Here is a 12,349-nt window from a genome sequence, read left to right as displayed (position 1 = left end):
GGTCAGGCGGGTCTGGCGTCCGCCCCGACGAGGCGCAGCACCGCGGCGGCCACCGCCCGCTGCAGCTCCTCCGGCGGCGCGACGGGCAGGTCGCGGCGTATGCCGATGACGCTCTCCACCAGCCCGAACACGAGATCGCCGAGGACCGCGTCCGCGCCTGCCGGCGCGGCGGCGGCCGTGAGCGCGCGATACGTCTCGCGCAGGCGCTCGCGCTCGGCGCGGAAGCGGTTGAAGGGCTCGGTCGCGACCTCGGGCAGGGCGTAGAGGATGCCGACGTTCCAGCGGGCGGTGAGCAGGACTCCCACGTCGTAGGTCGCCAGCGCATGCAGGGCGGCGGCCGGTGCGGCGCTCTGCCGTTCCAGGTCGGCGGCGTAGTCCAGCGAGGGGCGGACGGTCGCTTCGAGCAGTTCGGCGAGGATCTGCTCCTTGTTGCCGAAGTGGTAGTAGAGCGAGGCCTGCCGGATGCCGACTGCTTCGGCGATGAGCCTGGTGGACGTCGCGGCGTAGCCGCGCTGGGCGAACAGTTCCGCGGCGGCGTCGAGGATCTCCTCGCGGGCGGTGGCCGCGGGCAGGCGGCGCGCTCCGGACCTGGGGCGGCCGACGGCGGCGGGCTGCGGTTTCACGCCCTGCATCGTCGCATCCCGGCCGCACCGGGCTGCTCACTGCTCCGTCATGTCCGCGGTGAGGTTGCGGCAACGCAGGTTTTACCGAGGAGGACCTCGCCCGATACGGCTCCGCATAAATCTGTCGGCCGACAGGTATTGGCGGTCGGCGGGTTCAGGATCCGCCGCCGAAAACGAGGAGGCGGTCATGTCCCCCACCCCCGCTCCGCCCGCGCCGCCCCCGGTCGCCGTGACCGGACCCGGCGCCGACGCCGCGGACCTGCGCGGCTTCGGCTACGAGCCGGAGCTGCGCCGCAGCATCGGCAGCTACGCGTCGTTCGCCGCCGGATTCTCCTTCGTCTCGATCCTCACCACGGTGTTCCAGCTGTTCGCCTTCGGCTTCTCGTTCGGCGGGCCGGCCTTCTTCTGGACCTGGCCGCTGGTGTTCGCCGGGCAGTTCATGGTCGCGCTGACCTTCGCCGAGCTGGCCGCCCGGTATCCGATCTCCGGCTGCATCTACCAGTGGTCGCGGCGGCTGTCGAACTCGGCGGTCGGCTGGTTCGCCGGCTGGGTGATGATCATCGCGCAGACCGTCACCGTCGCGGCGGCAGCCATCGCCCTGCAGGTGGTGCTCCCGTCGATCTGGTCGGGGTTCCAGCTCGTCGGCGGCGACCCGTCACTGACCTCGCCCACCGGGGCGACCAACGCCGTCATCCTCGGCTCGATCCTGATCGGCCTGACGACGCTGGTGAACGTCATCGGCGTACGCCTCATGGCGATCATCAACAGCACCGGCGTGACGCTGGAGATCATCGGTGTGGTCGCCGTGGTGGTGCTGCTGCTGGTCAACGCCGAGCGCGGCCCGGCCGTCGTCTTCGACACCGGCGGCACCGGGTCGGGCTTCGGCTACGTCGGGGCGTTCCTGGTCTCGGCGCTGATGGCCGCCTACGTCGTGGTCGGCTTCGACAGCGCCGGGGAGCTCAGCGAGGAGACCCGCGACCCGCGCCACACCGCGCCGCGCACCATCCTGCGGGCGCTGGCCGCCTCCGGCATCGGCGGCGGGCTGATGCTGCTGGTGGCGCTGATGGCGGCACCGAGCCTCACCGACGGTCGGCTGGCCACCGAGGGCCTGCCGTACGTGCTGATGAGCCGGCTGGGTGAGACCGGCGGGCGCATCCTGCTGATCGACGTCGCGATCGCGGTCGTGGTCTGCACCCTGGCGATCCAGACCGCGGGCAGCCGCATGGTGTTCTCGATGGCCCGCGACGGTGTGCTGCCGTTCTCCGCCGCGCTGCGCAAGGTGTCGCCGCGCACCGGCGCGCCCGCTCTGCCCGCGATCGCCGTCGGCGTCGGCGCGGCCGCGGTGCTGTTCGTCAACATCGGACAGGCGGCGCTGTTCACCGCCCTCACCAGCGTCTGCATCGTCATGCTCTACATGGCGTACGCGCTGGTGACGGTGCCGCTGCTGGTGCGCCGGCTCAAGGGCTGGCCGCGCGGCGAGGACGCCACCGCCACCGAGCGCGGCGGGCGGCTGTTCTCCCTCGGCAAGTGGGGACTGGCCGTCAACGTGCTGGCCGTCGTCTACGGCATCGGCATGATCCTCAACCTGGGCTGGCCCCGCCAGGAGGTCTACGACCCGACCGGCGAGCACTGGTACCTGCACTACTTCTCGCTGCTGTTCGTCGGCGGCTCGCTGCTGGTCGGCGCGCTGGTGTACCGGCGCTTGCGCGCCCGGACCAGCACGCCGCAGCTGCTGCTCCCGCTGGCCGTCGTGCCCGAGGGAGAGGCCGCGTGACGACCGCCACCACCGCCGGGGCGCGGGCACACGCCCGCGCCCAGGGCGGCACCGTCACGGCCTGCATGCCGACCGTGCCCGCCCGCGGGCTGGCCGAGCCGCCCGCGGGCGTCGACGCCGCCGACCTGGTCTGGGCCGAGACCGTGCCCGGCGGCGGTTACACGCACCGGCGGCTGGCCGCCGGGACGGCGCTGCGGCTGACCGACCTCGACGGCGACGCCTGCGTGTCGGTGCTGCTGTTCAGCGCCGACGAGCCGTGGGAGCGGCTCAACGTCGCCGACACCGTCAAGGTGCTGTGGCAGGCCTACGTCGGCGAGGGCCACCTGCTGCTGTCCGACCAGGGCCGGGTGCTCGCCTCGGTCACCGCCGGGGCCCGCGACCGCGCCGACGCCTTCTGCGGCACGTCCACGCTGCTGCGCAACAGCGAGCGCTACGGCGACGGCACCGCGCACGGCCCCTCCCCCGCCGGGCGGGAGCTGTTCACGCTGGCCGCGGCCAAGCACGGGCTCAGCCGCCGGGACCTGCCGCCGAGCATCTCGTTCTTCCAGGGCGTACGCGTCGACGCCGACGGCTCGTTCCGCTGGCTCGGTTCGGCCGGGCCCGGGGCGAGCGTTGAACTGCGCACCGAGATGCCGGTCATCGCGCTGCTGGTCAACGTGCCGCACCCGATCGACCCCCGCCCGGCGTACACGTGCACCCCGGTGCAGGTGCGGGCCTGGCGGGACCGGCGGACCGCGCCCGGCGATCCGCTGTGGACGCGTACGCCCGAGGGTGAGCGCGCATTCGCCAACACCGCCGACCACCTCACCGCCAGGGGGCTCTGATGACCGTGTCCACTGCCGCTCCGGCCCTGGTGCCGGGCGCCGTCGTGCTCGACGAGACGGTCCCCGCCAGGGCCCCGTGGTCGGCGGTCGTGCGCCGCGGGCAGGTGCTGACCATCGTCGACCTGCACGGCAACCAGGCCGTCGACTGCCTGCTCTACCGCGCCGACGATACCGCCGAGCGATACTCCGCACCCGACACCCTGGCCGCCCAGGGCGGCATCTTCCTGACCACGGGAAGCGTGCTGCGCTCGTCGGAGGGCCGGGCGCTGATGACCGTCGTGGCCGACGAGGTCGGCCGGCACGACACCGTCGGCGGGGCGTGCAGCCGCGAGTCCAACACCCTGCGCTACGGCCACCACACCGCGCACCAGCACGCCTGCGTCGAGAACTTCCTCACCGAGGGCGCGCGCTGGGGCCTGGGCAAACGCGACCTGGTCAGCAACATCAACTGGTACATGAACGTGCCCGTCGACCCGGACGGCAGCCTCGGCATCGTCGACGGCATCTCCGCGCCCGGCCTGCGCGTCGCCCTGCGCGCCGAGCTGGACGTGCTGGTGCTGGTGTCGAACTGCCCCCAGGTCAACAACCCGTGCAACGGCTTCGACCCGACCCCGGTGCGTTTGGTCGTCACCGCGCCCTGAGCCGCCGTCCCCCGCTGAGAGGCCCGCCATGTTCGACACCCTGCTCGTCGCCAACCGCGGCGAGATCGCCTGCCGAGTCATCCGCACCGCCGCGCGGCTCGGGCTCAAGACCGTCGCCGTCTTCTCCGATCCCGACCGGTCCGCCCCGCACGTGCGGATGGCCGACGCCGCCGTGCACCTGGGCCCGGCCCCCGCCCGCGACAGCTACCTGCGGGTGGACCGGGTCCTGGCGGCGGCGCTGTCCACCGGCGCGGGGGCCGTGCATCCCGGCTACGGGTTCCTGTCCGAGGACGCCGGCTTCGCCGCCGCCGTCGAAGCGGCCGGGCTGGTGTTCGTCGGCCCCACCCCGCAGCAGCTCACCGCGTTCGGGGCCAAGCACACCGCCCGGGACCTGGCCCGCGCCGCCGGGGTGCCGATGATCGAGGGCACCGGGCTGCTGTCCGGCCTGGACGAGGCACTGGCCGCCGCCGACGGCATCGGCTACCCGGTGATGGTCAAGGCGACCGGTGGCGGCGGCGGCATCGGCATGCGGGCCTGTCATACGCCACAGGAGCTGGCCGCGGCGTACGACCAGGTGGAGCGCCTGGCCGTGGCCAGCTTCGGCAGCGGCGGGGTGTTCCTGGAGCGGTACGTGCCGCGCGCCCGGCACGTCGAGGTGCAGGTGTTCGGCGACGGACGGGGCCGGGTGGTCGTGCTCGGCGACCGCGACTGCAGCCTGCAGCGCCGCAACCAGAAGGTCATCGAGGAGGCCCCCGCGCCGGGGCTGCCCGACGCCGTCCGGCAGCGGCTGCACACCTCGGCGGCGGCGCTGTGCGCGTCGGTGGACTACCGCTCGGCGGGCACGGTGGAGTTCGTGTACGACGCCGAACGCGAGCAGGCGTCGTTCCTGGAGGTCAACGCCCGGTTGCAGGTCGAGCACCCGGTGACCGAGCAGGTCTTCGGCGTGGACCTGGTCGAATGGATGCTGCGGCTGGCACAGGGCGACCACAGCGTGGTGGAAAACCCACTCCGCCCGGCCGGGGCGGCCGTCGAGGCGCGTGTCTACGCCGAGGACCCGACGCAGGACCACCGGCCCAGCGCCGGGCTGGTCACCCGGGCCGAGTTCCCCACGTCGGCCCGAGTCGACGGGTGGGTCGAGGCCGGCACCGAGGTCAGCACCTTCTACGACCCGATGCTGGCCAAGGTCATCGTCACCGGCGCGACCCGGGACGAGGCGTTCGGTGCGCTGCGGGCGGCGCTGGCCGCCACCCGTGTCGACGGCGTCGAGACGAACCTGGGGCTGCTGCGGGCCGCCGCGGCCGACGCCGACGTGCTCGCCGCCGCGCACAGCACCGCCACGCTGGCCGACGTCGCCGACGGCGAGCCGCGGATCGTCGTGCAACGGCCGGGCACGCTCACCACGGTGCAGGACTGGCCCGGCCGGACCGGGCTGTGGGAGGTCGGCGTGCCGCCGTCCGGGCCCATGGACGACCTGTCGTTCCGGCTGGGCAACCGGGCGCTGGGCAATGCCGAGGGTGCGCCGGGCCTGGAGTGCACGGTGGATGGTCCGGCGCTGCGCTTCACCGCCGCCACCACCGTGTGCGTCACCGGCGCGACCGTGCCGGTGACCGTGGACGGCACGCCGGTGCCCTGCTGGGAGCCGGTCGAGGTGCCTGCGGGCGCGGTCTTGGACGTGGGCCGCGCGACCGCCGGGCTGCGGGCGTACGTCCTGGTCGCGGGCGGGTTCGCGGTGCCCCGGTATCTGGGCAGCGCGGCGACGTTCACCCTCGGCCAGTTCGGCGGCCACGGCGGGCGGGCGCTGCGGGTCGGCGACGTGCTGCGGGCCGCCATGCCGACCGCGCCGGTCGCGGGACCGGTCCCGGTCCAGGACCGGCCGGTGATCGGCACCGAGTGGCGGCTCGCCGTCACCGAGGGCCCGCACGCCGCGCCGGAGTTCTTCCTGCGCGAGGACATCGAGGCGTTCTACGCCGCGAGCTGGCAGGTGCACTTCAACTCCGCCCGCACCGGGGTGCGCCTGGTCGGGCCGAAACCGCGCTGGGCCCGCGCCGACGGCGGCGAGGCCGGGCTGCACCCGTCGAACATCCACGACACCCCGTACTCCGTCGGCGCGGTGGACTTCACCGGCGACGTGCCGATCCTGCTCGGCCCGGACGGCCCGAGCCTGGGCGGGTTCGTCTGCCCGGCCACCGTCGTCACCGCCGAACGCTGGAAACTGGGCCAGCTCAGCCCCGGCGACACGGTGCGGTTCACGCCGGTCGGCGACGACACCGCCGCCGCGCTGCGCACCGACCGGTCCGGGCCGGTGCTGCTGCTGCCGCCGGGTGCCGGTGACGACGGCGTGCTGGCCCGCCGGGAGCCGACCGGCACCGGACCCGCCGTCACCTACCGGCGCAGCGGCGACGACAACCTGCTCGTCGAGTACGGCCCGATGACCCTCGACCTGGGCCTGCGGCTGCGCGCCCACGCGCTCATGGATCGGCTGCGGGCCGAGCGGCTGCCCGGCGTCGTGGACCTGACCCCCGGCATCCGCTCGCTGCAGGTCCACGTCGACCCGGACGTGCTGCCCGTACGGCGGCTGCTCGACGTGGCCCGCAGCGTGGAGGACGCGCTGCCCGCGACCTCCACGCTGCAGGTGCCCAGCCGGGTCGTGCACCTGCCGCTGTCCTGGGACGACCCGGCCACCCGGGAGGCGATCGCCCGCTACATGGCCGGGGTGCGCGACGACGCGCCGTGGTGCCCGTGGAACATCGAGTTCATCCGTCGCGCCAACGGGCTGGACAGCGTCGACGACGTGTACCGCACCGTCTACGACGCCAGCTACCTCGTGCTCGGCCTCGGCGACGTGTATCTCGGCGCGCCGGTCGCCACGCCGCTGGACCCCCGGCACCGCCTGGTCACCACGAAGTACAACCCGGCCCGCACCTGGACCCCGGAGAACGCCGTCGGCATCGGCGGGGCCTACCTGTGCATCTACGGCATGGAAGGGCCTGGCGGCTACCAGTTCGTCGGACGCACCGTGCAGGTGTGGTCGCGGTGGCGGCAGTCCGGCGGCTTCGAACCCGGCTCGCCGTGGCTGCTGCGCCACTTCGACCGGATCTCCTGGTATCCGGTCGGTGCAGAGGAACTGCTCGACCTGCGCGCCGACGTCGCCGCCGGACGCCACGACCTGCGTATCGACGACGGCGTGTTCCGGCTGGCCGACCACGAGACGTTCCTGGCCGACAACGCGGCGTCCATCGCGGACTTCCGCGCCCGGCAGGCCACGGCGTTCACCGCCGAACGCGACGCCTGGGCCGCCGCCGGCGAGTTCGACCCCCGGCCCGAGCCCGAGGCCCCGGCCGCCGCGGCGAACGTCGCGGTGCCCGACGGCGGCGCCCTGGTCGAGGCGCCGATGCTGTCCAGCGTATGGCGGGTCGACGTGCGCCCCGGCGACCGCGTCCGCGCCGGGCAGCCGTTGCTGGCGCTGGAGGCCATGAAGCTCGAAACGGTGATCGTCGCCCCGCAGGACGGCCAGGTCACCGACATCCTCGTCACCCCCGGGTCCCAGGTGGCCCCGGGCAGCCCGCTGCTCGTACTCACCGGGAGTAACCGATGACCCCGCAGGACCGCGTACACGACGCGTACGCCCGGCTCGCCCGCGGCGAGCGCCCCGAAGCGTGGATCACGCTGCGTGCCGAGGAGGACGTCCTGGCCGACGCGGCCGCCCTGGAGCAGCGGCTGGCGGCGGGTGAGCTGCTGCCGCTGGCCGGGTCGCTGCTGGCGGTCAAGGACAACATCGACGTCGCCGGGCTGCCCACCACCGCGGCCTGCCCGGAGTACGCGTACCTGCCCGAGCGCAGCGCCCCGGCCGTGCGGCGGCTGGTCGACGCGGGAGCGCTCGTGCTCGGCAAGACCAATCTGGACCAGTTCGCCACCGGCCTGGTCGGCACCCGCAGCCCGTACGGCGCGGTCCGCGACGTGCGCGATCCGGCGCGGGTGTCCGGCGGGTCGAGTTCGGGCTCGGCCGTGGTGGTGGCGCTGGGCATCGCCGATCTGGCGCTCGGCACCGACACCGCCGGGTCGGGGCGGGTGCCCGCCGCGTACCAGGGCGTCGTCGGGGTGAAACCGACCCGGGGCCTGGTCCCGACCGACGGCGTGGTGCCCGCCTGCCGCAGCTTCGACTGCGTCACCGTCTTCGCCCGCACGCTCGGCGACGCCCGGCAGGCGATGTCGATCATGAGCGAGCCCGCGGGGCGGCCCTGGCCTGCGGATGCGCCGCTGGCCGCGCCGCCCGCGCCCGTCGTCGCGGTGCCCGACCGCGACGAGCTGGTCGGCATGTCCGGGCCATGGCTCGACGCCTTCGAGCAGGCCGCCCAGGCGCTGGTCAAGGCCGGGGCGCGGCTGCGGCCGATCCGGCTGGCGCCGTTCCTGGCCGCGGCGAAGCTGCTCTACGGCGGCGGGTTCGTCGCCGAGCGGTACGCGGCGGTCGGCGCCTTCCTCGACGGGCATCCGGCCACCGCCGATCCGACCGTCGCCGGGATCATCACCGCCGCCCGGGACGTGCCCGCGCATGTGCTGGTCGCCGACACCGAGCGCCTGGAGCGGCTGCGTGAGCAGGCGATGGCCGAGTGGGGCGACGCCGACGCGCTGCTGCTGCCGACCGCCCCGGTCCATCCCACGATCGCGCAGGTCGCCGCCGACCCGGTGGGCGTCAACGCGCTGGTGGGCACGTACACCAATTTCTGCAACCTGTTCGACCTCGCGGCGGTCGCCGTTCCGGCCGGGGAGGTCGAGGGCGGGCATTTCGGCGTACAGGTGATCGCCCGTGGTTTCGCCGACGCCGTCGCCGCCGACGTCGCGGCGCTGATCCTGGACGAGCCCGCGCCCGCCCCGCCGACGGGTGGGCTGCCGCTGCTGGTCATCGGCGCGCACCTGACCGGCCAGCCGCTCAACGTGCAGCTCACCTCGGCCGGCGGCCGGTGCGCCGCCCAGGTCCGCACGGCAGCGGAGTACCGCCTGTACGCGCTGCCGACGCAGCCGGCGAAGCCGGGCCTGGTCCGCGTCGGCTCCGGCGGAGGCAGCATCGACGGTGAGGTGTGGCTGCTGCCCCCGGCGGCGCTCGGCCGGTTGCTGGCGGCGCTGCCCGAGCCGATGACGCTCGGCAAGGTCCGCCTGGCCGACGGCAGCCTCGTGACCGGTTTCCTCTGCGAGTCGGCGGCCACCGAGGACGCCCCCGACATCACCGAGCACGGCGGCTGGAGGTCCTATCTGGCGTCCTGACCCGTGGCGAAGCCTCGCGGCCCGGTCGTGTCGTATAGTTGAACCGCGCGTATTCGCGCGGTCGAGGTCGAGAGGCGCTGCGACGGACCGGCGGTCTTCGGGCCGCGGCCCGCCACGCTCGGCCTCGGCTTCTCCCCAAGGGCGCCTCCGAACGCGGAGGTGCCCTTCTTGCTGTGCTCGACCGGCTCTCGCCACGGGCTCACGCACCTCACCTCCGCTCGGGACCGACCGTCGATCCTTTCCTGAGGGAGGAACCATGCACGCGAAACCGCAGCACCGCAATGGCATCGACTTCGCCGTCGCGGACCTGTCGCTGGCCGAGGCGGGCCGCCACCAGATCCGGCTGGCCGAGCACGAGATGCCCGGCCTGATGGCCGTGCGCCGCGAGTTCGCGGCCGCCCAGCCGCTGCGCGGGGCCCGCGTCGCGGGCTCGCTGCACATGACGATCCAGACCGCCGTCCTCATCGAGACGCTGGTCGCCCTCGGCGCGGAGGTGCGCTGGGTGTCCTGCAACATCTTCTCCACCCAGGACGACGCCGCGGCCGCCGTGGTCGTCGGCCCGACCGGCACCGTCGCGCAGCCGTCCGGCATCCCGGTCTTCGCCTGGAAGGGCGAGTCGCTGGAGGACTACTGGTGGTGCACCATGCGGCTGTTCGACTTCGGTGACGGCCAGGGACCGAACATGATCGTCGACGACGGCGGCGACGTCACCATGCTCGTGCACCTGGGAGCCGAGTTCGAAGCCGCGGGTGCGGTCCCGCCGCCCGCCGACGACGACCACCCCGAGTATCGGCTGATGCTGCAGACGCTGCGGGCGAGCATGGACGCCGACGGCAAGCGCTTCACCCGGATCGCGGCACAGCTGCGCGGCGTCAGCGAGGAGACCACCATCGGCGTCACCCGCCTGGCCAAGCTCGCTCGGGAAGGCCGCCTGCTGTTCCCGGCGATCAACGTCAACGACTCGGTCACCAAGTCCAAGTTCGACAACAAGTACGGCATCAGGCACTCCCTGGCCGACGGCCTGAACCGCGCCACCGACGTCATGATCGGCGGCAAGCTGGCCGTCGTCTGCGGTTATGGAGACGTCGGCAAGGGCGCGGTCGAGGCCCTGCGCGGTCAGGGCGCCCGGGTGGTCGTCACCGAGGTCGACCCGATCTGCGCGCTGCAGGCCGCGATGGAGGGCCTGCAGGTGGTCCGGCTCGACGACGTCGCCGCCACGGGCGACATCTTCATCACCACCACCGGGGGCACGGACATCATCACGGTCGAGCAGCTGGCCAGGATGAAGCACAACGCGATCGTCGGCAACGTCGGGCACTTCGACGACGAGATCGACATGGCCGGGCTGGGCCGGGTGCCCGGCATCGTCAAGGTCGAGATCAAGCCGCAGGTGCACGAGTGGCGTTTCCCCGACGGCCATTCGATCATCGTGCTGTCCGAGGGCCGCCTGTTCAACCTCGGCAACGCCACCGGCCACCCGAGCTTCGTGATGTCGAACTCCTTCACCAACCAGGCCATCGCGCAGATCGAGCTGTTCACCCGGCCCGAGATGTACGAGCGGCGCGTTCACATGCTGCCCAAGCACCTCGACGAGAAGGTAGCCCGGCTGCACCTCGACGCGCTCGGGGTGCAGCTGACCACCCTGACCAAGAAGCAGGCCGACTACCTGGGCGTCGACGTCGAGGGTCCGTACAAGCCGGACCACTACCGGTACTGAGCAAACGGCTGGGGCCGGCCGGCCGGCAAGGCCTGGCCCCAGCCGTTACGAAACCCATGGGAGCACCACGTCGACTATCTGTCGCGACTCGACGCGGTACGCCTCACCCAGGCGGCGAGCTGCTGCGCAGTCTGAGCCGGGGTATCCGTTCCGGTGTGCAGGACGGTCGGGATGGTGCGGCGCAGGTGCGCGGCGAAGAGCAGGTGCTCGTCGACTGCGTGCTCCCGCCATGACGGCCTGGCCTGAAGCCGGGTGCGGCGCTGCTCGTCCGTGCAGTCCAGGACGGCGAAGTGAATCGGTCCGATCCAGCGCCGCGACGGCAGGTCCGCCAACTGCTCAGGCATCAGCGGCCCGAGCAGGACAGTGCTGCGGCCTCCCTGCGCGATCCCGTGCGCGACACTCAGCCAGGCATCGCGGAACGCGTCCCAGTCGACCGATCCGTCGGTCTTCATCGGGTCGATCAGCCAATCCACATCGAATACGACGCACTCGGGCAGCGCAGCGGCCAGCGGGGTGAAGATCGCCGACTTTCCGGCACCGGAGGCTCCGGTGACGACGTACAGCGGCTCGCGGCGTGCGGGTTCGGTCCAGCCGCAGTGTGCGCAGACCGCGGCATCCGCGGCCGGTTCGAGAACGACCGCAGGTTCACAACGCTGGCAGAAGTGCATCCCGCGACTCTCCTCGACCGCGTGACTCGACGTAAAGCGGAATACCGCGAGGCCTCGGGCACGTTCGGCTGCTCACCGAACGGCTTGCCGGAGACCTCGCGGTCTGTTCAAAGCGATGGGTCAGTATGCCGGGAAGATGAACCAGTAGAAGGTGGCCTTGGCGGTCCGGCCCGCCGCGTCGGTCACGGTGACCGTGGGATTGGCGTTCTGCCAGGTCGTCGGGGTGCCGGAGACGACCCCGGTGGACTGGTTGATGCTCAGTCCGCTGGGCAGCCCGGTCGCGGTGAACCGGTACGGCGTAGTGCCGCCCGAGGCTGCGATCGGGAGGCTGACGGGCCGTCCTACGTAGGAGGTCTGTACGCCGGGATTGGTGATCGTCAGGATGCCGGGCGTGCCGCCGCCCTGGACGGTGAGGGTGAGAGTGGTCTGGGCGCTGGACGTGCCGTCGTTGCCGGTCACGGTGATGGCGTACGTCCCGGCGGGGGTGCCGGCGGTGGTCGCCACCGACAGCGTCGACGAGCCGCCCACATCGATCGACCCCGGGGCGAACGAAGCCGTGGCCCCGCTCGGCAGACCGCTCGCGCTGAGGGTGATGTCGCCGGCCGGTGGCGGCTCGTTGCCGCCGGGCAGGTGCGGGGCGATGTCGGCGGCGTAGGCCGACACCCGTGTGTAGACCGCGTACCAGTCACAGGCCGTCGACATCCAGGAGAAGACACCGACGACGGTGCCGCCGACCAGGAACGGCCCGCCCGAGTCGCCCTGGCAGGCGGCGGCGTGGCCGTCGGCGTACCCGGTGCAGATCATCGCGGGGGTCTTGTACTGCAGCTCCCCGAGTGACCTGAG

9 protein-coding genes are annotated in these 12,349 nt (G+C 73.1%); 6 read left to right on the top strand and 3 right to left on the bottom strand.

Features of this window, described 5'->3' with window-relative positions:
* Positions 1 to 2 precede the first annotated feature (2 nt).
* Positions 3 to 623: a TetR/AcrR family transcriptional regulator gene (locus ACFQO7_RS24485; protein WP_376808556.1), complete on the bottom strand. Its 621-nt coding sequence runs from the start codon at positions 621 to 623 to the stop codon at positions 3 to 5.
* Positions 624 to 810: 187 nt separating this feature from the next.
* On the opposite strand from ACFQO7_RS24485, the gene ACFQO7_RS24480 reads away from it, so the two are divergent.
* The 6 genes from ACFQO7_RS24480 (at position 811) to ahcY (ending at position 10,838) form a co-directional block, all read left to right on the top strand.
* Positions 811 to 2,397: an amino acid permease gene (locus tag ACFQO7_RS24480; protein ID WP_376808555.1), complete on the top strand. Its 1,587-nt coding sequence runs from the start codon at positions 811 to 813 to the stop codon at positions 2,395 to 2,397.
* Positions 2,394 to 3,221, top strand: coding sequence for an urea amidolyase associated protein UAAP1 (locus ACFQO7_RS24475; RefSeq protein WP_376808554.1), 828 nt, complete (start codon positions 2,394 to 2,396; stop codon positions 3,219 to 3,221). Before ACFQO7_RS24480 ends, ACFQO7_RS24475 begins: the two co-directional genes overlap by 4 nt.
* Positions 3,221 to 3,862: an urea amidolyase associated protein UAAP2 gene (locus tag ACFQO7_RS24470; RefSeq protein ID WP_376808553.1), complete on the top strand. Its 642-nt coding sequence runs from the start codon at positions 3,221 to 3,223 to the stop codon at positions 3,860 to 3,862. Before ACFQO7_RS24475 ends, ACFQO7_RS24470 begins: the two co-directional genes overlap by 1 nt.
* A gap of 28 nt (positions 3,863 to 3,890) precedes the next feature.
* Complete coding sequence (gene uca / locus ACFQO7_RS24465; protein ID WP_376808552.1) at positions 3,891 to 7,457, top strand: urea carboxylase; 3,567 nt, start codon at positions 3,891 to 3,893, stop codon at positions 7,455 to 7,457.
* Entirely contained in the window at positions 7,454 to 9,121 is a 1,668-nt protein-coding gene (gene atzF, locus ACFQO7_RS24460) for an allophanate hydrolase (RefSeq protein WP_376808551.1), read from the top strand. Before uca ends, atzF begins: the two co-directional genes overlap by 4 nt.
* A 256-nt stretch (positions 9,122 to 9,377) precedes the next feature.
* A complete protein-coding gene (gene ahcY / locus ACFQO7_RS24455) occupies positions 9,378 to 10,838 on the top strand; it encodes an adenosylhomocysteinase (RefSeq protein WP_376808550.1) in 1,461 nt (486 codons plus the stop codon).
* A 74-nt stretch (positions 10,839 to 10,912) separates the two neighbouring features.
* On the opposite strand, the gene ACFQO7_RS24450 is transcribed toward ahcY, so the two are convergent.
* Together ACFQO7_RS24450 and ACFQO7_RS24445 are read right to left on the bottom strand one after the other, a co-directional pair.
* Positions 10,913 to 11,506: a P-loop nucleotide/nucleoside kinase family protein gene (locus ACFQO7_RS24450; RefSeq protein ID WP_376808549.1), complete on the bottom strand. Its 594-nt coding sequence runs from the start codon at positions 11,504 to 11,506 to the stop codon at positions 10,913 to 10,915.
* A gap of 120 nt (positions 11,507 to 11,626) precedes the next feature.
* Complete coding sequence (locus tag ACFQO7_RS24445; protein ID WP_376808548.1) at positions 11,627 to 12,310, bottom strand: putative Ig domain-containing protein; 684 nt, start codon at positions 12,308 to 12,310, stop codon at positions 11,627 to 11,629.
* Positions 12,311 to 12,349: the final 39 nt, after the last annotated feature.

This window comes from Catellatospora aurea (assembly GCF_042663325.1).
GTDB lineage: Bacteria > Actinomycetota > Actinomycetes > Mycobacteriales > Micromonosporaceae > Catellatospora > Catellatospora aurea.
This window is presented reverse-complemented; position numbering and strand designations above follow the sequence as displayed.

Excerpts from the sequence above, each read along its gene's own strand:
- ACFQO7_RS24480 (WP_376808555.1), top strand. The coding sequence starts at position 811 with ATGTCCCCCACCCCCGCTCCGCCCGCGCCGCCCCCGGTCGCCGTGACC.
- ACFQO7_RS24470 (WP_376808553.1), top strand. The coding sequence starts at position 3,221 with ATGACCGTGTCCACTGCCGCTCCGGCCCTGGTGCCGGGCGCCGTCGTG.
- uca (WP_376808552.1), top strand. The coding sequence starts at position 3,891 with ATGTTCGACACCCTGCTCGTCGCCAACCGCGGCGAGATCGCCTGCCGA.
- atzF (WP_376808551.1), top strand. The coding sequence starts at position 7,454 with ATGACCCCGCAGGACCGCGTACACGACGCGTACGCCCGGCTCGCCCGC.
- ahcY (WP_376808550.1), top strand. The coding sequence starts at position 9,378 with ATGCACGCGAAACCGCAGCACCGCAATGGCATCGACTTCGCCGTCGCG.
- ACFQO7_RS24450 (WP_376808549.1), bottom strand. The coding sequence starts at position 11,506 with ATGCACTTCTGCCAGCGTTGTGAACCTGCGGTCGTTCTCGAACCGGCC.
- ACFQO7_RS24445 (WP_376808548.1), bottom strand. The coding sequence starts at position 12,310 with ATGATCTGCACCGGGTACGCCGACGGCCACGCCGCCGCCTGCCAGGGC.